This is a genomic window from Blastopirellula retiformator (assembly GCF_007859755.1).
Lineage (GTDB): Bacteria > Planctomycetota > Planctomycetia > Pirellulales > Pirellulaceae > Blastopirellula > Blastopirellula retiformator.
On record NZ_SJPF01000007.1, the window covers coordinates 39,200 to 62,319 of the forward strand.

Annotated in this window: 19 protein-coding genes; 11 read left to right on the top strand and 8 right to left on the bottom strand. The window is 60.8% G+C overall.

Going from position 1 to position 23,120, the window contains the following annotated elements; genetic code table 11:
- Positions 1 to 232 precede the first annotated feature (232 nt).
- The 5 genes from smc to Enr8_RS23805 all read right to left on the bottom strand — a co-directional run bounded on the left by smc (position 233) and on the right by Enr8_RS23805 (position 7,663).
- On the bottom strand, positions 233 to 3,880 hold the full coding sequence (smc, locus tag Enr8_RS23785; protein WP_146436581.1) for a chromosome segregation protein SMC: 3,648 nt from the start codon (positions 3,878 to 3,880) through the stop codon (positions 233 to 235).
- Between the two features lie 119 nt (positions 3,881 to 3,999).
- The gene (locus tag Enr8_RS23790; RefSeq protein WP_146436583.1) at positions 4,000 to 5,787 is read right to left on the bottom strand and encodes a HEAT repeat domain-containing protein; all 1,788 of its coding nucleotides are present in this window, start codon (positions 5,785 to 5,787) and stop codon (positions 4,000 to 4,002) included.
- Positions 5,788 to 6,075: 288 nt separating this feature from the next.
- Positions 6,076 to 6,324, bottom strand: coding sequence for a membrane protein insertion efficiency factor YidD (yidD, locus tag Enr8_RS23795; protein ID WP_146436585.1), 249 nt, complete (start codon positions 6,322 to 6,324; stop codon positions 6,076 to 6,078).
- A 3-nt stretch (positions 6,325 to 6,327) separates the two neighbouring features.
- Positions 6,328 to 6,699 (bottom strand): ribonuclease P protein component, encoded by a 372-nt coding sequence (gene rnpA / locus Enr8_RS23800; RefSeq protein WP_146436588.1) that lies wholly within the window; start codon positions 6,697 to 6,699, stop codon positions 6,328 to 6,330.
- A 4-nt stretch (positions 6,700 to 6,703) separates the two neighbouring features.
- A complete protein-coding gene (locus Enr8_RS23805; RefSeq protein WP_146436590.1) occupies positions 6,704 to 7,663 on the bottom strand; it encodes a DnaJ C-terminal domain-containing protein in 960 nt (319 codons plus the stop codon).
- A 341-nt stretch (positions 7,664 to 8,004) separates the two neighbouring features.
- Here Enr8_RS23805 and Enr8_RS23810 point away from each other — a divergent pair, with 341 nt between their 5' ends.
- Complete coding sequence (locus Enr8_RS23810) at positions 8,005 to 8,502, top strand: DinB family protein (RefSeq protein ID WP_146436592.1); 498 nt, start codon at positions 8,005 to 8,007, stop codon at positions 8,500 to 8,502.
- Positions 8,503 to 8,608: 106 nt separating this feature from the next.
- Here the strand turns inward: Enr8_RS23810 and Enr8_RS23815 are convergent, their stop codons facing one another.
- Positions 8,609 to 9,271 (bottom strand): metal-dependent transcriptional regulator, encoded by a 663-nt coding sequence (locus Enr8_RS23815; RefSeq protein ID WP_146436594.1) that lies wholly within the window; start codon positions 9,269 to 9,271, stop codon positions 8,609 to 8,611.
- A 294-nt stretch (positions 9,272 to 9,565) separates the two neighbouring features.
- Here Enr8_RS23815 and mch point away from each other — a divergent pair, with 294 nt between their 5' ends.
- The gene (gene mch, locus Enr8_RS23820) at positions 9,566 to 10,507 is read left to right on the top strand and encodes a methenyltetrahydromethanopterin cyclohydrolase (RefSeq protein WP_222434941.1); all 942 of its coding nucleotides are present in this window, start codon (positions 9,566 to 9,568) and stop codon (positions 10,505 to 10,507) included.
- Positions 10,508 to 10,664: 157 nt separating this feature from the next.
- On the opposite strand, the gene Enr8_RS23825 is transcribed toward mch, so the two are convergent.
- Together Enr8_RS23825 and Enr8_RS23830 are read right to left on the bottom strand one after the other, a co-directional pair.
- Positions 10,665 to 12,509, bottom strand: a complete 1,845-nt coding sequence (locus Enr8_RS23825) for a WD40 repeat domain-containing protein (protein ID WP_146436598.1) — start codon at positions 12,507 to 12,509, stop codon at positions 10,665 to 10,667.
- A gap of 287 nt (positions 12,510 to 12,796) precedes the next feature.
- Positions 12,797 to 13,165: a hypothetical protein gene (locus Enr8_RS23830; RefSeq protein WP_146436599.1), complete on the bottom strand. Its 369-nt coding sequence runs from the start codon at positions 13,163 to 13,165 to the stop codon at positions 12,797 to 12,799.
- A gap of 180 nt (positions 13,166 to 13,345) precedes the next feature.
- Between Enr8_RS23830 and Enr8_RS23835 the strand changes: the two genes are divergently transcribed.
- From Enr8_RS23835 to Enr8_RS23875, 9 genes are all read left to right on the top strand, one after another.
- Positions 13,346 to 14,254, top strand: coding sequence for an ATP-grasp domain-containing protein (locus tag Enr8_RS23835; protein WP_146436601.1), 909 nt, complete (start codon positions 13,346 to 13,348; stop codon positions 14,252 to 14,254).
- A gap of 45 nt (positions 14,255 to 14,299) precedes the next feature.
- A complete protein-coding gene (locus tag Enr8_RS23840) occupies positions 14,300 to 15,988 on the top strand; it encodes a fatty acid CoA ligase family protein (protein WP_146436603.1) in 1,689 nt (562 codons plus the stop codon).
- A 35-nt stretch (positions 15,989 to 16,023) separates the two neighbouring features.
- Positions 16,024 to 17,034 (top strand): zinc ribbon domain-containing protein, encoded by a 1,011-nt coding sequence (locus Enr8_RS23845; protein ID WP_146436605.1) that lies wholly within the window; start codon positions 16,024 to 16,026, stop codon positions 17,032 to 17,034.
- 31 nt (positions 17,035 to 17,065) lie between these two features.
- Positions 17,066 to 18,052, top strand: coding sequence for an NAD-dependent epimerase/dehydratase family protein (locus Enr8_RS23850; RefSeq protein WP_146436606.1), 987 nt, complete (start codon positions 17,066 to 17,068; stop codon positions 18,050 to 18,052).
- A gap of 91 nt (positions 18,053 to 18,143) precedes the next feature.
- Entirely contained in the window at positions 18,144 to 19,397 is a 1,254-nt protein-coding gene (locus tag Enr8_RS23855; RefSeq protein ID WP_146436608.1) for a beta-ketoacyl-[acyl-carrier-protein] synthase family protein, read from the top strand.
- 25 nt (positions 19,398 to 19,422) lie between these two features.
- Complete coding sequence (locus Enr8_RS23860; RefSeq protein ID WP_146436610.1) at positions 19,423 to 19,674, top strand: acyl carrier protein; 252 nt, start codon at positions 19,423 to 19,425, stop codon at positions 19,672 to 19,674.
- A gap of 82 nt (positions 19,675 to 19,756) precedes the next feature.
- Positions 19,757 to 21,148 (top strand): phytoene desaturase family protein, encoded by a 1,392-nt coding sequence (locus Enr8_RS23865; protein ID WP_146436612.1) that lies wholly within the window; start codon positions 19,757 to 19,759, stop codon positions 21,146 to 21,148.
- 82 nt (positions 21,149 to 21,230) lie between these two features.
- A complete protein-coding gene (locus Enr8_RS23870; RefSeq protein ID WP_146436614.1) occupies positions 21,231 to 22,682 on the top strand; it encodes a phytoene desaturase family protein in 1,452 nt (483 codons plus the stop codon).
- A gap of 6 nt (positions 22,683 to 22,688) precedes the next feature.
- Positions 22,689 to 23,120: a 3-hydroxyacyl-ACP dehydratase FabZ family protein gene (locus Enr8_RS23875; RefSeq protein WP_146436616.1), complete on the top strand. Its 432-nt coding sequence runs from the start codon at positions 22,689 to 22,691 to the stop codon at positions 23,118 to 23,120.

Consider the following 23,120-nt stretch of genomic DNA (forward strand, 5'->3'; position numbering starts at 1 on the left):
TTTAGCATCTTTCCGGTCAGAAGCCGCCAACAAGCAAAATCGTGCCGCACGGAGCGACCGTCGCTACCCGCATCCTATGAAGCGCGACCGATGCAAGTCGTGTTTATTAGCCGGGTTACAATGGCTGGCCGCGAGCGCGAGCCGACAGATGATTTCTTTGCTAATACTTAAATTATAGGCGCGGCGACTTGAGAAGGCCTGCGCGATCGTAACGATTACGCGGCGATTACGGTCACGCTACCTGGGCGTCGTCGTCATTATCGCGATCGCCGGCGTCTCGCTCGACGGCCGCCTGCGAGATCTCGCCATCGTCGCTGACGTCGTCGAACTGCACCGAGACGCGCTTCGAGACGCCTGACTCTTGCATCGTGACGCCATACAGCGTCGAGGCGGCCGCCATGGTCGCCTTGGAGTGCGTCACGATCACAAACCGGGTCCAATCGAGGAACCCTCTTAAGACGTCGACGAAGCGTCCGATGTTCGCTTCGTCGAGCGGGCCGTCCACTTCGTCCAAAATACAGAAAGGACTGGGACGGAACTGAAAAATCGCTAGCAGCAGCGTCACCGCCGTCAGCGCGCGCTCGCCGCCGCTCAACAGCGAAATGTGCAAGGTGTTTTTGCCCGGCGGAGTGGCGACGATGTCGACGCCGGCTTCGAGGACGTCGACTCCTTCTTCCAGGATGATGTCGGCCGATCCGCCACCGAAGACCTTGCGGAAGAGATGCCGGAAGTTCTCGCGAACCGTCACCAGCGTCTCTTCAAACAACCGCCGGCTGTCGGCGTTGATCTTCTGGATGATCTTTTCGAGCGCCTGCTTCGCTTCGGTTAAATCGGTCAACTGACCGGACAGATGGGCGTATCGCTGCTCTAGCTCGTCCAGTTCCTGCAGGGCGTCGACATTGACGGCGCCGATGTTGGTCACCTTGCGGCGGAGGTCGGCGATCTCTTCGTCGACCGCCTGACGGTCTTCGATCGGCTCGAGATCCTCCTTGTCGGCATGCTTGGCGATCTCGATGCCGTAGTCTTCCAGCAGGCGGGCCGCTAGCGTCCCCCGTTCGTGCCGCAGGTCGCCGCCAGCCAACTCCTTGCGATGGACTTGCTCGGCGATCGCTTCCATCTCGCGCCGCATCTTTTGCGACTGCGCCTGGATCTCGGCCCGCTGCGTCTCGATCGCCCGGCGACGGACGCGGCCCGAGTGGACCTCGCGATAGCGTTGCTCGCGGACCAGGTAGAGATGGGCCAGCTCGCCGTTGGCCGACAAGATCTCCCGCTCCAGCGTCGCGTATTGCTGCTGCTCGGCGGTCAGACGGTCGCGATTTTCGGCGATCGCCTGCGATTTTTCGGTCAGGGCCTGCTCGGTCTGCTTCGCTTGCTGCTGCAGCGAGGTGACCTGTTGCTCGCTTTTGGCGAGTTCGATCTTCAGGCTGGTCGCTTGCTGCCCGACCTGGGCTCGCTCGCTCTCGAGCATCGCCGCTTTGGCGTGGTCGTCGTCGGCCGCACGCTCGAGATTGGCCGTTTCTTGCTGTTTTTCGGCCAGCGAGTTCCGCACCGACTGCAGGCGTGAGTCGCCATCCTCGATCTGTCGGCGGATCGCTTCCTGCTCTTGGCCGCTCCGCTGTTGATCGCGGGCCAGGTGTTCTAGCTGCTGCTGCACCGCGGCCAGGCGAGCTTTGTGCTCGGACTGGGCCAGGGTCGCCTGGCGATGTCCGTCGATGGCGCTCCGCAGTTCGTCGTCCGCCTCGGCGATCTCGTGCTGTAGAGCGGTGATCTCGTCGCCGCCGGTTTTGATTTCGTCGTCCAGCTCGGCCAGTTGATCCCGCAGCGAGCGCAGTTCGCTCCGCCGCGAGATAATACCGGCCGCATTGGCCCGCGGGCCGACGTAGATTCGCCCGTCCGCTTCCAGCATTTCGCCCGTCTCAGCCACAAACCGACGCCGCGGGTATTGCCGCTGCAAGCGACGTGCAGCCGCCAGATCGGTCACAATCCAGGCATCCCCCAGCAACTGACTGACCAGCGGGGCGAACTCTTCGGCCGTTTCGACAAACCGGTCGGCGCGCCCTTTGACGTCGCCATCTTCCGAGAGCGTCTGTTCGTCCTCTTCGGCAACCCGCGGCAAGCAGTTCTCAAGCTCGATCAGGCCAACCCGCCCCGGAAAGTGAACGCTACCATCCTGGATCGCATCGACCAGCCCGGCGTCGCGCAGCACCACATAATGGGCGGCGTCGCCAAGCGCGATTTCGATCAGCGTGGCGTTTTTGACGTCGACCTGAAAGACGTCGGCGACCAGGCCGGCGACCGAGCGGAAGTGGTATTCTTTTTCGTCGCGAGCGCGTGATAGCACCTCTTTGACGCCGGCGTTGAGCCCTTCGTACCGCTTCTCCAACTCGTCGAGCACCTTGGCTCGCTCGTGAATTGCAGCACGGCGGTGTGATAGCGTCGTCAGGGCGTCTTGCCGATCGCGGAGATCGTCGCGCTGGCGGGTCAGGCGATCTTGCGTCTGATCGAGCCGCTCTTGCTTCTTCTCCAGATCGATCGCAACCCGGGCGCCCTCCTCTTCAAAGGCTTCCGCCTCTTGCCGCTGCTCGGCGATCGCGGCGCAGATCTCGCTGTATTGTTCGCCGACTTCGCTCAACCGGCGGCCGGCGGCGGCGACTTCGGCCTCGATGGCGCCGATCGAGTTTTCCAGGCTCGACGCTTCTTTCAGCAGTTCGACATGCCGCTGGCGCCGCTCTTCGCGATCTTTGCGCAGCTGTTCGACGCCTGCTTCCAGATCGACGGCGGTTTCTTCGACGCTGTGCAGCTCTTCGACGACCGTTTCGTATTGCAATCGTGCGGCGTCAAGCAAGCCGCGGATCGACTGCACGTCGACAGAGAGCGACGCCTCGGCCGACTTCAGCCGTGAGACCCGTTCGCGGCGGTTGGCGATATCGCCGGTCAGTTCGTGCAGTTGGCGATACTGCATCGTCGAGGCGGCCGACAGCGTGGCGACCCGCTGTTCGGCGCGAGAGAGATCTCCCTCGGCCTGGGCCATGCCGTCGGTTAGCGTGCGGGCTTCCGCTTCGAGGGCCGCGCTGCGTTCTTCGGACGCTTTCACCGCTTGCGCTAGCGAGGCGGCCTCTTCGCGAAACTGCGACAGCTCGACTTCGTACTCTTCGAGCCGGGCCGAGAGCGATCGCCAGTCGACCCAACCGACGCTAACCCGCAAATCTTGCAGACGTTGACTATATTCACGATATCGTTGCGCTTTGCCGGCCTGGGCGCGAACGCTCTTCAAACGGCCGCCGACCTCATCGACGATGTCGGCCAGGCGAAGCAGGTTTTGCTCAACGCGGTCGAGCCGCCGCTGCGTTTCCAGCTTTTTCGACTTAAAGCGACTGATGCCGGCCGCTTCTTCAAAGATCGCGCGGCGGTCTTTGGACGACGCCTGCAGCAGCGTGTCGACCTTGCCTTGCTCGATGATCGCGTAGGCGTCGGCGCCGACGCCGGTTCCACTGCACAGATCCCGCACATCCCGTAACCGGCAAGGATGGCGGTTGATCAGGTACTCGGCCTCGCCGCTGCGATAAACCCGGCGCGAGACGTGAACTTCGGGCGAATCGATCGACAGTTGGCCGTCGCTATTGTCGAAAACGATCGTCGCTTCGGCCGAATTGGCCGCTTTTCGCGAGCCCGAGGCGGCGCCTTTGAAGATGACGTCGGCCATCTCTTTGCCGCGGAGACTTTTGGCGCTTTGCTCGCCTAACGCCCATTTGATGGCGTCGACGATGTTCGACTTGCCCGAACCATTAGGCCCAACCACCACGGTAATGCCGGGGGGAAACTCGAATCGCGTTTTGTCGGCGAAGCTCTTGAAACCGACAAGTTCGAGCGCCTTCAGCATAGAAACAGACGATTGCGGGGGAGTTAAAGGTAAACCGGGAGCCCACCGCGCAGAGGGCGGCCAGCTTCAATAGTAGTCAAAGAATGTTCCCGTACTATACGCACAGGGAAGTTCTTAGTTTACCAAAACTGCCACCAACTTTTCTCGTCCGATTTCTCGCTGGAAGCAATTTCCTCGGGGTCGGCGTCCGCCATATCCTCTGCAACCGCTTCCTCTTCCGAGTCTCCCTCGCTCCAGAACTCGGAATCTTCGTCATCCTCGCGATCGAGATAATAGACCCGATCGTTACTAGCCATGGCGTCCGAGCGAACCATCGCGTCGATCGCGCCTTGGCTCTTCAGATTGTAAATCGCCTTCATGACCTCCGGATAATCGCTGTCGGCGTCGACAAGTCCCTTGATCACCTCACCGACGGTCGGTTCGCACATAAAGGTGCGGTTCTCGCGACCGGCGACCACGCGGGTCACCTTGATCTTGCCGTCCGGCGTCCCAGCGATGGTCAGCCCCTTCGGCATCAGCACGACGGCGTCGCTCTTCACCGGAATCGCATCGCCAAAGACGACGACCTCGGCCCGCTCCGTCAAGCGGAAGTGAAGCAGCGGCGGCGAGTTGGTCCGAATCGAATGGAAGACGAACTTCCCCTTCATGTCGACGCCCCGAATCACCGGCGCCTTGCCGGTCTTCTTCAGCAGCGTCTCAAACGCGCCATAGCGGGCTTCGACGCTTTCGCAGTGAAGCAAGCCTTCCAACTCGTCGATCACCGTCAGTTCGTCCAGCGTCCCCATCGCGAGAAACGCGCGGTGGCGGAATTCGCTTTGGCTGCGAGCCGCTTCGGTCAACGTCGGAATCGCTTCCGCATCGTCCAGGTAAGCGAGCGCTTCGGCCGCACAGAAGCGGACCAGCGGGCTCTTCGAGACCAGGCCCGTCTTCAGCGACTCGAGCGAGTCCTTGCCAAGGGCTTCCAGTTTCATGGCGCCCGCTTCGGCCGACTCCGGAATCAAGAGTTCCGCCTCGGCGTTGGCGATCCGTTGCAGGCGTTCTTCGGTCGTGTCGCCAATCGGAATGTAGCGGACCACGCGGACAAAGCGCGGGACGTTCTCGTAATACTTCGGATGGACGCGCAGTTCGATTTTCTTGTCGTCGACCGGATTGGCGACGCCCGTCTTGCCGCCCCCATTTTGATAGCTGAAAAAACGGCCGTTAATCGCCTGGCCGACGCGAGCGCTGGCCTGGATCGAAACGTCGTTGGCGCCCATCGCCAGTCCAAGCGGGCGGTCTTTTTTCAGTACGCCGCCGCCAAGGATGACGCCTCGCTTGGGCAACAATTCTGAATCGTCGCGACCTTCGCGAATGTCGTCCGTCAGGATGGCGCCATGGCCGCGGACGAAGGTTTCCCCCTTCCGCAATCGGCCTTCGAGCACCGCCGATTCCGACAGGGCGACTTCCAGCATCCAGCCGCCAGCCAAGCTGGTCGTTTCCGAGTCGCGCGGCGTCAGCACGCGAATGTCGACTCGATCGCCGGCGCGGGCGCCAGCCGGAATCAACGCTTCGGCGATCGCCAGCGAGGTCCGCGGCGAGGCAAGCTCGGTATTGGGATTGGCGATCTTTCGAATCCGCATCTCGTTGATCAGCGCTTCTTGCAGCGGCGACGGAGGAGGATCGCTGCCGGTGTTGTCGAGCCCGACCACCATCGAAATCCCTTGGATTTTCGCTGGGCCAATGCCGACCGGCACGGTCAAATCGCCGACCACCCGCGACAATTCCCAGTCGGCCGGCGAGGTGTCGATCATCGCCGTCGGCTCTTCCTCATGGAACCATGAGACGCACCCGGGCGAGAACAGCAAACCACCGGCGATCAGCCCAATGGCGGCGTAACGTGAACGAGATGAAAGGGCCCGAGTAGTCATAGCGTGCGACGCTCCGTGTCGGCGTGGCTATCGCGCCGCGAATCCTTGCGGCACGTAGGGATCAAATGTTTGCGGGCGAAGGCTATTGCAATCTGATAGCACGGTCAAGGTCGATTTAGCAGACAGTCGAACCTTTTGGCTGCCTGTTGGAAAATGCCCTCGTGGCATTTTCCAACCTCGCCAGGCTCAGAGCATCGCTCTTCGCGGCTCGCAAAATAACGACTTGCGTCGCTATTTTGGGATCGCATCCCTGCGCTCACGCAGTCCGTCGAGAAAATCAACGGACTGTCAGGGAGGATCCCAGCCCCCGGTGCAAAACGGATTGCACCGCACGATCCGCCACGCGCCCCGCAGCAGTCCGCTAATCGGCCCGTACTTGTTCACCGCGCCGATAAAGTAGTGACTGCAGGTAGGCTGGTAAATGCACTGCCGCCCAAAGATCGGGCTCAAAAAGAACTGGTAGAGCCGCACCAGAAAGATCATCGTCTCGGCTAGCAGCCCTTCGGCGGCCTGTGCCAGGATCGCCAGCAGGTTCATTTCTTACGCCCCTCGCTGGCCAAGTTTTTTGCGAGCCCGCTTGGCCGTGCCGACCAGACTGCGGCAAAGTCGCTCAAACGGCGGCTCGACGGCGGCCCTCGGAATAACGATCAGGTCGCAGTTGTGAGGCAGACGTCCTTGCTGCACGCGAAACGCTTCGCGCAGTCGGCGTTTCCAACGATTGCGGCGGACCGCATTGCCCACTTTCTTTGAGACGACCAGGCCGATGCGCGAACCGAGCCCGTCATTGGCGGCAATGTAGACGACCAGAATGCCATCGGCGGCCGAGCACTTGCCGGCGAAGACGCGATCAAACTGCGCGCTTTGCAGCAGCCGTTTTTCTTTGCCGAAGCGGCGATCGTCCTGCTGATTCATCCGCTTACCAGGCGAGATCTTTGCGGGGGCTCTCGGTGTAGAGTTCCCCCAGTTGTCGCACCAGCTCCTGCGCTTTCTCGTCCAATTCGGCCGGCATTTTGATCTGCAGTTCGGCGTACAGGTCGCCTGGGTCGCCGGTCTTCGGCTTGACTCCCTGCCCTCGTATCCGCAGACGTTTGCCGCTCGACGAGTTCGGCGGAATGGTCAGCGTGATCGTGCCATGCGGGGTCGGCACATCGATTTTGCCCCCCAGCGCCGCTTCTTCGAGCGTGATCGGCACTTTGACTTCCAGGTTCTTGCCGTTGCGGATGAAGCAGCGGTGCCCGTCGACATGGACGGTGATCAAGATATCGCCGGCCGGTCCGCCGCCAGGGCCGGGTTCTCCCTGCCCGCGCAGACGCACTTTTTTGCCATCTTCGATGCCGGCCGGAATTTGGGCCGAGATCGTTTCGACGCTGTTGCCACGGCGGACGCTCAGCATCACCTCGCCCCCTTCGACCGCGGTCTTGAAGGGAACGGTCACCTCATGGTGCAGGTCGGCGCCGCGAATGGGGGCCGATCGACGGCGACCACCGCCGCCGGTGAATTGGCGGAAAATATCGGAGAAACCGCCGCCATCCCCTGCTCCGCCGCCGCCAAAACCTCCACCGCCACCTCCAAAGATGTCGCTGAAGTCGAACTCTTGACCTCCACCGGGGCCGCCGCCAGCATGGCGCCATCCGCCTTGCGGGCCGCCCCCCATCTGTTCGTAGCCGTGGCCGAACTGATCGTACTTGGTGCGTTTTTCCGAATCCCCCAAGACGTCGTAGGCGTTTTGGATCTCCTTGAAGCGCTCTTGCGCTTTTTTGTCGTCCGGATTGACGTCGGGATGGTATTTCTTGGCGAGCTTGCGGTAGGCCTTCTGAATTTCTTCAGCAGACGCTCCCCGCGAAACGTCTAGTGTCTTGTAGAAGTCTTCGGGCATGGAGGTCAGACGGTCGAAAGAACCTAAACCGTTGCGGTAAAATCTGTTACGAGATGCAAAAAACGGCAGTGCGTATTGTAGGCCTTGGGCGATCGATCAATCAAGGCGCTTGTCCCTTGGGGGAGGCGATCCCTAGAATTTCGTTCATCCGAAATCGAACGTTCTGTGGCGGTAGCCCCTTTTGGCGAAATGCCGCAGCGAGGTTTGGTTTTTGACCGCCGTGGTCAACGCGTGCCTTTCGACGTTTTGCGGCATCGGACAGAACAGATTGATTCTCCGGCGCTTGCCGCCGCACCTGCAGACAAGCTGGTCGCCAATTTGCGGCCCCCCAGGAAGAGCGAATGACTCCCAAAGAGCGTCTCCGCAAACGATTGATCGCCGCCCGCGAGTTTACTGAACGATTGCTGCAAGATTTCCATACGCCGCAGGAGTGGACGCAGCAGGTTTGCACGCAGACCAATCACGCCCTCTGGATCGCCGGGCACTTGGCGCTGATAGACAACTTCTTCCTCAGCCAGATCGCTCCCGAACAAGCCGAACCCCGCGACGAGTATCAATCGCTGTTCGGCGTCGGCTCGCAACCAGTTTCCGATCCAGACCAATACCCAGCCGCGGAAGAGGTGCTCACTTACCTGCGTGATCGCCGATCGGCGCTGCTCGCGGCGTTTGACGCCATCGACGAGGAAGGAATGTCGGCCGCCGCGCCAGCCGGTTCGCCCGACTTCTTAAACGACGTCGGCGCCGTCTTCGAAACAGCAGTCTGGCACGAAGGCATGCACACCGGCCAACTCTCGGTCGTGCGACGGTCGCTGGGTCACGAACCGATCAACGCCCCATAGCTGCAGCGGTAAAGACCCGCTGCCGTCATGTTCTTACGGCGTCTTCTCGCAGTTCTCATTGCTGGACAAGCCAGCAGTACCACCCGCCGCCAAGCTATCGTGACTCCTACGACAACGCTGACACCAACAGCTTCTCGGCGGCGTCCAAGCCGAGCGTGGTCCTTCGTCCGGCGACTTCGATCGTGATCACTCCGGCTTCGGCGCGGTAGGCGACGATCTTACCTTCGCACCCGGGCGCGAGCGACTCTTCGGTCAGGTAACGCAGGAAGTCAGGCGACTGATCCATCACCCGGTTTAAGCGAAACGGTTCTGCCGGATCCCATTTGGTCAGCTTCTTGGTATCGATGCTGACCATGCTGCCGTCAGCCCGCGGAATTGGATCGCCGTGCGGATCGGTCGCCGGATGGCCAAGATACTCGTCGATGCGATCGATCAGCAAGTCGCTGACGGCGTGCTCCATGTGCTCCGCCTCTTCGTGCACTTCGTCCCAGGTTAGATCGAGCGTGTGGACCAGAAAGACCTCGATCAAGCGATGGCGGCGCAAGACCCGCAGCGCAAGCGTCCGCCCCGACGGCGTCAGACTGACCCCTTCGTACTTCATGTACTCGGCCAGTCCCGCCTCGCTGAGCGTCTTCAGCATGCTGGTCACCGTGCCAGGCGAAACGGAGAGCGCCGTCGCCAATTCGCCGGTCGACGCCGCATCTTTATCGTCCCGGGCACAGACCTGGTAAATCGCTTTTACGTAATTTTCTATCGTCAGATTCTGCACGCGGGTCTCCTGCGGATGGGGACCGCCAATTCTACGACTGAAAGGCCGCGGGAACAATCGACCTTTGGCGCGGTAGACTTGCAACTAACCCGTCTTGCTGAAACAACATGGGTTAGCAGTCCGTTGATTTTCTCGACGGACTGCGAGATCGCAGGAATGCGATCCCAAAATAGCGACGCAAGTCGTTATTTTGCGAGCCGCGAAGAGCTACGCTCTGAGCCTGGCGAGGTTGAAAAATGCCACGATGGCATTTTTCAACAGGCTGTTAGCAACTTTTCATTCGGAGCCCCTCTTTTGAACCTGAACCAACGCGCCTTTGAACTCGCCCAGGCGATTGTCGATCAGCCTGAGCAATACCAGGCCGCCATTCTGACCGCCGAATGCGGCGTGCAGTTGATCGATGTCGGCGTCAATGCGCCCGGTGGACAAGAGGCGGGCCGCAAGCTGGCCGAGGTTTGCCTGGCGGGACTGGCCGACGTCAACTTCACGCTCGGCAGCCTGGAAGGGATTCCGCTGGATGTGCATGTCAAAACCGAGCAACCGGTCGTCGCCTGCATGGGTTCGCAATACGCCGGTTGGAAAATCTTGCACGGCGATTTCTTCGCGATGGCGTCGGGGCCGATGCGGGCCATCGCCGGCAAAGAGCCGCTAATCACCAAGCTCGACCTTGCCGAGTCGGCCGACGTGGCGGTTGGCGTGCTCGAAACGTCGCAGCTGCCCCCCGACGACGTTTGCCGCGAGATCGCCAAGCAATGCGGCGTCGAGCCAAGCCAATTGCGGCTGCTGGTCGCCCGCACCGCCAGCATCGCCGGTCATGTGCAGATCGTCGCGCGGAGCGTTGAAACGGCGCTGCACAAACTACACGAACTGAAGTTCGACCTGCGCAAGATCGTCAAGGCCGAAGGCTTCGCGCCGCTGCCGCCGATCGCCGCCAATGACGTGCAAGGGATCGGCCGCACCAACGACGCGATCCTCTATGGCGGGCAAGTAACGCTGTGGGTCGACGCCGACGACGAACAGATCCTGGAAGCGGGACAGCAACTTCCCAGCAATAGCTCGCCGGCGTACGGCACGCCGTTCGAGAAAATCTTACGGGACGCCAACTTCGATTTCTATCAGATCGATCCGATGCTCTTCAGCCCAGCGCAAGTGACCTTAATGAATGTGAACAATGAGCAATTGCACACGTTTGGGGAAACGTCGGAACCGCTGCTGAAAGAAAGCTTCGAGCTGTAGTGTTGTCTTTTTTTAGGTCGGGTGCAGCGAAGCGCAACCCAACAATGCGGCTGCAAGTGCACTTGCGAGCGCAGAAGGTGGGTTACGTAAGCGTGTGCGCGTGAACCTTGAAATTCAAGCGTTCTCGCGCCTACTCCACCACCCTACAAGAAGAAAATTAGCGAAGGTCTTCGCTGGGCTGCGCGGCGATGACTTCGACGCCGCCGATGACCGACTGCAGACGATCGAAGGCGACTCCGGTCAGAATCAGCGGATCGAGTTGGCGGATCATCACTTCGCGCTTGTCGTTGGTCACCGCGACCCACTGTCCGTCGGCCGAAATCGCGGCCGCTTCGATATGACCAGCGACTTGCGGCAACTTGACGCCGAGGGCCACTTCATCTTCGCCACCGAGAATCGTCCGGCGAACCAGACCATGCTCATCGACCGACGCCAAGGCGCCATCCGGCAGGAAGCGGATCAGCTGGATTGGCTGTTCATGACCGAAGACCGGCGTGGTCGTGCCGAGGTTCCAGTTGATGACTTTCAGATCGCCCCGTTCGCCACCGATGGCGACGTTTCCTTTGGCGAAATCAACGTCCGCCGCCAGCGGCATGATCTTGAAGGTGGCGATCGTGTCGGGGCGGATCATCTCGCCCAGTTCCCATCGGCGAACGACGCACTCGCCGCCGCGACCACTTTCCGAGACAGTCACCAGTTGCGAGCTATCGGCCGAGAAGACGACCCGATCGGTCAGTCCATGCTGAGCCCGCATCGCGACGGTCATCCGGTCGCCGCTCTTCGGGTTCAGCCGCCACAGCTGAACGAATCCGTCGGCCGACGAGGTAAACGCCCAACGTCCGTCAGGGCTGAGCTGCGCCGCATGGACGCGCCCGAAGTGCTGCCCCAAGGTTTGCACCACTTGCGGCTGTCCCTTGGCCTGCAGATCCCACAGCAAGATTTCGCTCGGGCTGCCGGGCGCCGCTTGGGCGCCCGAGAGGAGCCAACGAGAGTCAGCGCTGAAGTCGATCGACAGGACCCGTTCGTCATGCCCAGACAGCACGACCGGCGACTGCGCCACTTCGCTGCTGCTGACGTCCCACAAGCAGATCGAAGCGTCAAAGCTGGCGGTCGCCAATTGCCGCGAGTTGGGAGAGAATTTGACCTGGCTGACGCGGCTCCAGTGGGCTTCCAGCGGGATTGAAATCCGCCGGCCGTCAAGGCTGTGCAAGATCGCGCGATTGTCATCGCCGCCGCTGGCCCACAGCGTGCCGTCGTTGCTGAACGCGATCGAGCGGATCGCGTCGCTGTGCCCGGTTGGGCGAATCAGCGATTGGTCTTGCAGCTGGTCGAATAGCACCTGCACGGCGCCGGCCGCCGGAAAATGTCGCGAATCGCGGGCAATCTGGACCGATTCGGCCGCGAGCATCAGCGAACGTTGCGGCGCCGCTTGTTCAAGCCGCGTCGCTTCGTCGGCTAGTCGCAGCGAGAGATCGCGGCGGGCGTCAAGCCGCGCTTGATCAAGCTGTTTGCCGAGCGCCCTCGATTTGATCTGGGCCGAGTCGACCAGCAACCGAAGCTCTTCGTCGCGCTCTTGGGCCAGCTTCTGCGTCGTTTGATGGGCGACTCGTTCGTCCGCCAATTGCCGCTGCGCGACGACGCTGCTTTGCATGGAATGGGCCGCGATCGCCGAGACGCCCAGTAGCGCGATCAGAAAACAGGTAACCGCTCCCCAGTTTTCTTGGGCCCAGCGAGAAAGACGGAGCGAGATCGGCGCCGCTTTCCGCTCGATCGGCTTGCCGGCCAACCAACGATCAAGCTGATCTTCGTCCGGCTCGTCATCACACAGCGGTCCGCTGCGGGCGGGCGCCAGCTCTGGTAGCGGATCGCGCTGTTGCGCAACTTCGATCGACAAGCCGCAACTGTGGCAATTCCACAAATCGCGGATGCTATCTTCGTCGCGCTGGAGCGCTGTTCCGCAGAGCGGACAATCAGCTTTGCGACTCTGTAGCCCCGTTTGCATTTCGATTCCGCCTGCCCGTCGACGATGCTGTCCCCAAAATCTGACTACCTGGCCCTTTTCGCCAAATAACAGTCTTCTCCGATATACGGAGATGATCGGGTTTTAATGGGCGGCGTGCGGCATGAAAGGAAGCCAGGTGGGACAGCCACCTTGGCTGACAAACCTTCGCCAATCGCCACAGTCTGCGGGGTCGCTTCTAGCTTGCCAAGAAACGTGGGCAGGACGAGCTGTGATAGCACGTCCTGCCGAGGTTTTCGTCGCCCAATTCTAGGCCGCAATCCTGGAAACTAGGCTGCCCGGCGTCGCGGAGTGATGCCAGGCTGCTTGTCGGAGAGGTCGTCGGATTTGATTCCCCACGAAGCCTTTTTGTTCTGCAAGGCTTCCAGCAGTTCGGTGAGCGTAACGGTGCGATTTTCGATTTCCAGCGGAATCTCACTGCCCGGATCGCAGTAGAGATCGACCGCGTCATCTTCACTCATTAGATGATCTAGATCGCGAAGCAGGCCGTCGCGAACGGCTTGGCGAACCAGGTGGCCGCGCGAGGCCGCCACGCTGCGTCCAGCGTCGCCCAAGTTTTCGTTGGCGCGCTGCACGAGAGCCGGCAGGTATTCGCTCGGAATTTCGACGGTTTTCGGTACGTAGACTTTGACTTGCATTTTTTCGGTTCCCGACCCTGAACGATGACTTCGACTCGCTGCCCTTGGATTTGCGGCCATGGGATCGCGTGCATATGATTCTGTGCACTATGGTGATCGGCAGTTTGACTCTAACGATTGAAGCGATTGTTCCCTTTTTCCTGATTATTCCAATCGGCGCCCAACGACTGGCAATTACCTGTGCCCAAGACCCCTCTCCAGATTGGCCTGCTCGCCGCTTCCGATAGCTGGTACGCCCAGGATCTCGCCCGGGCGGCCGCCGCTTTTTCCAATCTTTCGGTCACGCCGGTCGACTTCCGCCGCCTGCAGGCTTCGCTAAGTGCGCAGCCCGGCTTTTGGTACGGCGACCAGCTAGACGCCCAGCAGCTACAGGCCCTGCTGGTTCGCACCATGCCGCTGGGCAGCTTAGAGCAGGTCATCTACCGCATGAATTGGCTGGCCGAGTACCAGCAGCAGGGGGCGGTCGTGCTGAACGCCCCCCGCAGTCTCGAGATCGCGATCGACAAGTATCTGACCCTGTCGCGATTGGCGGCCCGGCGGATCTTGGTTCCCGAGACTTATCTATGTGAAACGTGGGAAGACGCCCTGGCAGCGTACGAAGCGCTGGGGGGGGACGTCGTCGTCAAACCGCTGTTTGGAGGCGAAGGCCGCGGCATTTTACGGGTCGAATCGCCCGACTTGGCCGAGCGGGTCTTCAAGACGTTGTCGCGGACCGACTCGGTGCTGTTCCTGCAGAAGTTCGTCCCGCATGACGGCTACGACATTCGGGTGCTGGTGATCGGCGGCAAAACGTGGGGAATGACCCGCCATAACGAGCACGATTGGCGGACCAACGTACAGCGGGGCGCCGCCAGTCGACCGCACACTCCCACGCCCCAGCAGTTGGAAATCGCCCTGGCGGCGGTCGACCGGCTGCAGTTGGACATGGCGGGGGTCGACCTGCTGCCTGGCCGAGACGGCAACCTTTATCTGCTGGAGGTCAACGGCGTGCCGGGCTGGAAGGCGCTGGCCCGCACTTGCGAGATCGACATCGCCGCCGAAGTACTTTCCCACGTTCGGGCGGTTGTCGAGAGCCGCCGATCGGCCTAGATTACCGAGCTTTGACCCTGTTCCCTTCTACCTGCGGTAAGTATTGTGGCGACCGCCGCTTCGACCTCCACTAAGAATGTCGGCTCTCTCTTGGCGCAAGTCGCCCAAGAGCGCGGCGACGCCGTCGCCATCGCCACGCCAGCTCGCCGCGGCAAGGATGGCCGGCGGGTCTATCAAACGATTACCTTCGCCGAGTTGGAAGCGGACAGCACGCGCCTGGCCGCTGGTCTGGCCGAGTTGGGCGTGACGCCCGGCACCCGGCTCGCGCTGCTGGTGAAACCGAGCATCGACTTCGTGTCGCTCGTCTTCGCCTTATTTAAGGTGGGCGCGGTTAGCGTCTTGATCGACCCCGGCATGGGGCGGAAGAATCTGCTGCGGTGCCTGGATCAGGTCGAGCCGGAAGGGTTTGTGGCGATCTCGATCGTGCAGGCGGTTCGCGTTCTGATGGGGCGGCGCTACGCCCAAGCGAAGAAGAACGTCACGGTCGGCCGCCGCTGGTTTTGGGGGGGCGCGACGATTGACGACTTGCGGAAAGCGGACGCCAGCGGCTTTCAGACGTTCGCCGCGGCCGATGACGACCCCGCGGCGATTATCTTCACCACCGGCAGTACCGGTCCGCCGAAAGGCGTGCTCTTTCGGCATGAAGGTTTTTACGAGCAGGTCCAGCAGATCCGCGATCGGTACGAGATCGCCCCCGGCGAAGTCGACTTGCCTGGCTTTCCGCTGTTCGGGCTGTTCAACAGCGCGATGGGCGTGACGTCGGTCATTCCGGAAATGGACGCCAGTCGTCCGGCGTCGGTCAATCCGCTCAACATCATCGAACCAATCCACGATTGGCAGATCTCGCAGTCGTTCGCCTCGCCGGCGGTTTGGAACAAGGTAAGCCTCTACTGCGAGCAGCATCAGATTCAACTGCCAACGCTCAAGCGGGTCTTGTCGGCCGGGGCGCCAGTTCCGCCCCATGTGTTGCGGCGGATGAAGAGCGTCATTCATCCCGAAGGCGACATCCACACGCCGTACGGCGCGACCGAGGCGCTGCCGATCGCGTCGATCGCCGCCAGCGAAGTTTTGGGCGGAACCGAACTCGAGTCGCAGCAAGGCGCCGGCACGTGCGTCGGTCGCCGCTTCAGCGGGATCCAGTGGCGGGTCATCCGCATCAGCGACGCGCCGATCGAAACGCTCGATCAATGTGAAGAAGTCGCCGCCGGGGAAATCGGCGAACTGATCGTCTCGGGGCCGGTCGTCACGCGGCGCTATTTCACCAGCGAAGAAGCGACGCGTCTGGCCAAAATCACCGATGGCGAGCGGATCTGGCACCGGATGGGAGACGTTGGTTATCTCGATGCCGAAGACCGCTTTTGGTTCTGCGGCCGGAAGGCGCATCGCGTGCAAACGCCTGATGGCGACATGTACACGATTCCGTGCGAAGCGATCGCCAACAACCACGACGCGATCTATCGCAGTGCACTGGTGGGCGTAGGTGAGCCGGGCGAGCAGTTTCCGGTGATGATCGTCGAACCATGGCCCGATCGCTATCCCCAAACAAAGGAGGCGATCGACGCCCTGTTGGCGGAAGTCCGCGAGCGGTGTGCCGCGCATCCGCTGACCGAGACGATCTACGACTTCTTGCTGCATCCTTCGTTTCCGGTCGATATTCGCCACAATGCGAAGATTTTCCGGGAAAAGCTGGCGGTTTGGGCCGAGGAGCGACTCGACCTGCCGCACCAAGACTAAAATAGAAGCGTTCCTCTGCTTGGAGATCCCGCCTGATGCAACTGCGCTGCCCTCACTGTTCGACCGTGCTCGAAATCCAATCGCCTGCCGGTACGCAGGTGCAGTGCCCTACGTGCAGCGGCGTCTTTGTGGTCCCCGACATGGGCGCTACGACGCCTCCGCCGCCGCTTCCCAATGTATCGCAATCGCCGCAGCCCCCCAATCTGTCGGCGCCGCAGTTGCAAACCCGGCCCAACGCCCCTGGGCGAAAGTCGCCGCCGCCGAAGAAGAGCAAGCCGGCCGCAGCGGGCACATCAGCCGGCGCAGCTGCGGAAGGCTCCGAAGGGGAAGACGAAGAAGTTTCGTTCTTCAACAAGCATCAGAAGCTGATCTTCAACATCGTCGCCGGCGGCGTCGGCGCGGTGGCGCTGTTCCTGGTCTTTGCGGTCGCCAAGGCGCTGCTGACCGGGGGCGGAGAAGACGCGCCGGTCGCAGAAGTTGCCAACGAAACCAACACCAACGTCGGCAACAAGATCCAGGAAATCATGGATCGAGCCGAGAACGACGACAGCTTCTATATCAACTGGTCCGACGCGTCGAAGAAGAGCAAGATCCTCGACGGCTTGAAGGTGAAGGTTCATCACGTCGATTGGGGCGAAGTCCGCGGCCACGACGAACAAGGAGAATTGCAAACCTCCGGACGCCCCTTCATGGTCGTCTATCTCGAGATCGGCAATCGCTCGGGCAAGCCGATTCACTTCAAGACATGGTACGGCACCGAGTTCAAATCGCCGGCCGGGTTCCGCACGGCGCAGCTGTCGGATGAACAGCGAAACATCTACTATCCGACGCGGTTTGACGACATCGCCCGCCTGAAATGGAACACCCCGGAAAAAACGTTCGAGCCGAAAGAGGATGGAACCGATTCGATCGTGTTTGACGTCGGCGAAGACTTCAATCCGAAGACGGTGCAAAATCTCTATCTCGACCTGCCGGGTCAGGCAATCGGCGAAGGAGGATCGTTTCGCTTCAAGATCCCCCGCTCGATGATCCAAGGTCTCGACTAGCTCTTATTTTGGAAATGGAAAGGCGGTTCTGGTGCGCGCGCTCGTCACCGGTGGTGGAGGATTCTTAGGTCAATATATCGTCGAGCAGCTGCTCGCCCGCGGCGATCAGGTGCGCGTCCTCGGACGCCGCGACTATCCTGATCTCGTTGAGCTGGGGGTCGAGTGCGTCCGCGGCGATGTGGCCGACGCTAAGATCGTCTCGCAAGCCTGCGCCGGCATGGACATCGTCTATCACACCGCCGCGATCGCCGGTATCTGGGGACGCTGGGAAGATTTCTACCAGGCCAACGTCGTCGGTACCGAAAACATCATCGCCGCTTGCCACGAGCATGGCATTGGCAAACTTGTTTACACCAGCAGCCCCAGCGTCACCTTTGACGGCAGCGACCAGAACGGGATCGCCGAGACCGGGCAGTATCCAGACCATTACTTGGCCCATTACCCCCGCAGCAAAGCGATCGCCGAGAAAATGGTGCTGAAGGCGAACGAGCCGGGCAAACTGTTGACCTGCGCCCTGCGGCCCCATCTGATTTGGGGCCCCCGCGATCAGCATCTGATTCCGCGGCTGCTGGAGCGGGCGAAATCGGGCAAATTGCGGATTGTTGGAAATGGTCGGAATATGGTCGACATGATTTATGTCGAAAACGCCGCCATCGCCCATCTGCAAGCGGCCGACGCGCTGCGCGAGGGGGGGAAGGTTTGCGGAAAAGCGTACTACCTGAGCCAGGGAGAGCCGGTGATGTGTTGGGTTTGGATCAACGACCTGCTGAAATTGGCGGAAATTCCTCCCCTAACGCGGAAAATCTCGTATCGCGCCGCTTATGCGATCGGCTGGCTGATGGAATGGGGCTATCGACTTTTGGGCAAATATCGCAGCGAACCCCGAATGACCCGCTTTTTGGCGGCTCAGCTGGCGACCAACCACTACTACAACATCGCCGCTGCCCGGCACGATTTCGGCTTTGAGCCGACAATTAACATCGAGGAAGGGATGCGCCGCCTGGCGAAAACCCTTTGATCGACATCGCTCGATCTGTGGCGCATATCTTGTCAACGTGCAGGGGAATCGGTAGTTTGGACTGTTTCTCTGGACCCTTCGGTAGCAGTTCATGATCGCGGGCCCCGACCAACTTCCGGATTCACAACGCATCGTCATTACAGGGATTGGCTTGACCTCTCCCAATGGTAATTCGCATTCCGAGTACCGGTCTGCGCTGTTGGAAGGCAAGAGCGGCGTTCAGAACTACCACATTCGGTACGTGGGGGACACGCTGGCCGGAATCTGCAACTTCGAGGCGACCCGCTATCAGACCAAGCGCGAAGTTCGCCGCGGCACGCGAGCCGGCAGCGTCGGCATCTATTGCTCGTCCGAAGCGATCGCCGACTCGGGCATCGACTGGGAAAACATCGACAAGAGCCGCATCGGCGTCTATATGGGCGTCACCGAACATGGCAATGTCGAGACCGAAAACGAGGTCTACGAGCTGAAAGGGTACGACTACGACACCAGTTGCTGGTCGCACCACCACAACCCCCGCACGGTGGCCAACAACCCGGCCGGCGAAATCTGCCTGAACCGGGAAATCACCGGCCCGCATTACACAATCGGGGCGGCTTGCGCCGCCGGTAACGCCGGCTTGATCCAAGGCGCCCAGATGTTGCGTCTGGACGAGTGCGACGTCGCCCTGGCCGGGGGAATTTCGGAAAGCGTTCACACATTTGGCATTTTCGCCGGCTTCAAAAGCCAAGGCGCACTTGCCCACCACGACACGCCCGAGAAAGCCTCACGGCCGTTTGACAAAGCCCGCAACGGCATCGTCGTCGCCGAAGGTGGGTGCGTGTACGTGCTCGAGCGACTGTCGGACGCCAAAAAACGGGGCGCCAAGATTTATGGCGAACTGGCCGGTTACGCGATGAACACCGACGCGACCGACTTTGTGCTGCCCAACCCCGATCGTCAGGCGCAGTGCGTTGAGCTGGCCCTGAAGCGGGCCGGACTGGCCGCCGAAGAAATCGACATTGTCAGTACGCACGCCACCGGTACAACGCTGGGGGACTCGCAAGAGTGCGACGCATTGCGGCGGGTCTTCGGCAAGAGCGAAAAGACGTTCATCAACAATACGAAGAGCTTCATCGGCCACGCGATGGGAGCGGCCGGCGCCTTGGAAATGGCAGGCAACTTGCCCGCCTTTGAAGATGGCGTCGTCCATGCGACGATCAACGTCGATGATCTCGACCCCGATTGCCAGTTGCCGGGACTTGTAATCAACGAGCCGAAAGAAATCGGCCCGGTCCGTTACATCCTGAACAATTCGTTCGGTATGTTAGGGATCAACTCAGTAGCCATCATTCGCAAACTTTAAGCGGCAACGCAGGAGATACAACGCAGTGACGCCAGCGGAAATTCGTGAGGAAGTTCTAGACATCTTGCGCGACATCGCCCCGGATGACGACATTTCCGACATCGACGACGCGAAGCCGTTTCGCGAACAGCTCGAACTCGACAGCATGGACTTCCTCGACATCGTCATGGAACTCCGTAAGCGGCACCGCGTGCAGATTCCGGAAGAAGATTATCCGGAACTCGGTTCGATGGCGAGCACCGTCGCCTATCTCGAGCCCCGCATGAAAGACCTGTAATCAGGCTCATTCGGCAAGCGGCGTGCGAAAGCGCGCCGCTTCGCCTTCGCTAACAACGTTCGCTTTTCCCAGCTATTGTTCCATGTACGACGCGATCATCATTGGCGCTGGGATGTCGGGGTTGTCGGCCGGAATTCGGCTCGCCTACTACGGCCAGAACGTTTGCATCCTCGAGCGCCACTACACCATCGGCGGGCTCAACTCCTTCTACCGCATGGCGGGACGCGACTTTGACGTCGGCCTGCACGCGGTGACCAACTACGCGCCCAAGGGAGACCGCCGCGGTCCGCTCGGCCGCCTCTTGCGGCAGCTGCGGTTCAAGTGGGAAGAGTTCGCCCTGTGCGAGCAGCGCGGTTCGTTGATCTCGTTCCCCGACGTCCAATTGGCGTTCGATAACGATATCGAACTGCTCAAGAGCGAAGTCGCGACCAAGTTCCCCGGCAAGGCCGACGCGTTTCAGCAGCTGCTCGACAACATCATCGATTACGACGACATCTCCGACGATAATTACGCCGGATCGGCTCGCGAAATCTTGATGGAGACGCTCGGCGATCCGCTGTTGGTCGAGATGATCCTCTGCCCGCTGATGTGGTACGGCAATGCCCGTGAGCGGGACATGGACTGGGGCCAGTTCTGCATCATGTTCCGCAGCATCTTTTTGGAAGGGTTCGCCCGGCCTTACAAGGGCGTCCGTCTGCTGCTGAAGAACCTGGTCCGCAAGTATCGCGAACTCGGGGGCGAACTTCGCCTGCGCAATGGCGTGCAGCGGATTGTGCATGAAGAGGGCAAAGCGGTCGGCGTCGTACTGGATAGCGGCGAAGAGTTGCAGGCCCGCAAGATCATCTCGTCGGCCGGTTGGTTCGAGACGATGCGGATGTGCGGGCAGCCAAAAGAGAAGCTGGAAGGCTCGCCCGGCGTGCTGAGCTTTATCGAAAGCATCTCGGTCCTGAACCAGCAGCCGAAAGACATCGGCTTCGAGCCGACGATCGTCTTCTACAACGACTCCGACAAGTTCCACTGGGAGATGCCCAAAGATGAGATCTGCGATACGCGGACCGGCGTCATCTGCTCTCCCAACAACTTCCTCTACCCCGGCGATTCGCAACTGGACGAAGGGTTCATGCGGATTACGACGCTCGCCAATTTCGACCGCTGGATGACGATGTCGGACGAAGAATATCGCCTGGCGAAACTCAAATGGTACGACGCGGCGGTCGCCTCGGCGGTACGGTTTGTCCCCGACTTCCGCCGGCACATCGTGGCGACCGACATGTTTACGCCCAAGACGATCCATCGTTACACCTGGCATGACAATGGCGCGGTGTACGGAGCGCCCGACAAGCGATTGAGCGGCGAAACGCACCTGCAAGACCTTTACATCTGCGGGACAGACCAAGGTTTTGTCGGTATCATAGGTTCGATCGTCAGCGGCTTGTCGATCGCCAATCGGCACGTCTTGCAAGCGGCCAGCTGACGCATTTCGTCGCTGACCGCCAACCCGCGCGACGCGCCCCTTTTCACTTTCCCAAGCTACAGATTCAGATCGAGTTTCTCCCATGGCCAAAGATTTTCTCGCCGGAGCGAAAGACTATTACGACGTCGTGGTGATCGGCAGCGGATTGGCCGGCATGACCGCCGCCAACACGTTAGCCCGCGCCGGTCGTTCGGTCCTGCTATGCGAACAGCATTACAAGCTGGGGGGGATGGCGACCTGGTTCAAGCGTCCCGGCGGGCACATCTTCGACATCTCGCTGCACGGCTTTCCGATCGGCATGATCAAGAGCTGCAAGCGCTACTGGACCAAGGAGATAGCCGACTCGATCGTGCAGTTGAAGAACATCCGCTTCGACAACCCGATGTTCTCGCTCACCACCACCTTCAACCGTGATGACTTCACCCGACTGCTGATCGAGCAGTTTCAGGTTCCCGAAGAAACGGTCATCGCGTTTTTTGACGCGGCCCGGCAGATGAACTTCTATGACGATCAGCAGATCACCACGCGTGAGCTGTTCGATCGCTTCTTCCCGGGGCGAGAAGACGTCATCCGGCTGCTGATGGAGCCGATTACCTACGCCAACGGCTCGACCCTGGAAGATCCGGCGATCAGCTACGGCATCGTCTTCTCGAACTTCATGTCGAAGGGGGTGTTCACCTTCGAAGGCGGAACGGATCGCCTGATCCAGCTGATGGAAGCCGACATGAAGAAGAGCGGCGTCGACATCCGCATCCGCTGCGACGTCGACAAGATCCTGGCCGAGAATGGTCGCGCGAACGGCGTGGTCGTCAACGGCCGCACCATCAAGGCGGGCTCGGTCATCTCGAACTCGAACCTCCGCGGCACCATTTTGGAGCTGGTCGGCGAAGACAAGTTCGACAACAAGTTTGTCGACGAGGCGAAGGCGGTTCGCCTGAACAACTCCAGCACCCAGGTCTACATGGCGCTGAAGCCGGACGACACCATTCCGGAAGAGACCGGCGATTTGCTCTTCAGCAGCACCGCCCCGGCGTTTCGTACGGACTTGCTGCTGAGCCGCGACATCACCAGCCGAACCTACTCGTTCTACTATCCGCGGACGCGGCCCGAAGGTCGCCCGCGCTGCTTGATCGTCTCCAGCACCAACGCTCGCTACGAAGACTGGGCGAACCTGCCGGAAGACGAATACGAAGCGAGCAAGCAAGACCTGGTCGAGACGACGCTCGACGCGATCGAGAAGTACGTCCCCAACATCCGCGAGCGCATCGACCACGCCGAAGCGTCGACCCCGCGGACTTTCCAGCATTACACCAAGCACAATCTCGGCTCGAGCTTTGGCACCAAGTTTGAAGGCCTGGCCGTCAGCCGCGCCCTGCCCGAGCAACTGCCCGGCCTATACCACGCCGGCAGCGTCGGCATCATCATGTCAGGCTGGCTCGGTGCGATTAACTACGGCGTGATCGTCTCGAACGACGTCGACTCGTACCTGCTGAAGAACGCCGAGAAGAATCCTTTCGCCACTACCACGAAGTAAGCCTCCATGACTCGCGAAGCCATTTACGCTGCGATCCCGCACCGCCCGCCGATGCTGTTGGTCGACGAGATCGTCAGCCAGACCGAAGAAACGATCGTCTGCCGCAAGACCTTCACCGCCGACGAGTACTTCTTCCAGGGACACTACCCGGAGTTTCCGCTCGTCCCCGGCGTGATCCTGTGCGAAGCGACGATGCAGTGCGGCGCGGTGATGCTGTCGAAGTTCGCCGCTGAAGGCAAAGGAGTGCCGGTCGCGACGCGACTGAGCGACGTGAAGCTCAAAAAGATGATCCGCCCCGGCGACACGATCGAGATGGAAGTGAAGCTGGTCGAGCGAATGGCGGACGCCTTCTTCATGACCGGCAAAGCGACTTGCGACGGCAAGGTGGCGGTTCGCTTTGACTTCGCCTGTACGATGGCCCCCACGCCGGGAGAGTAA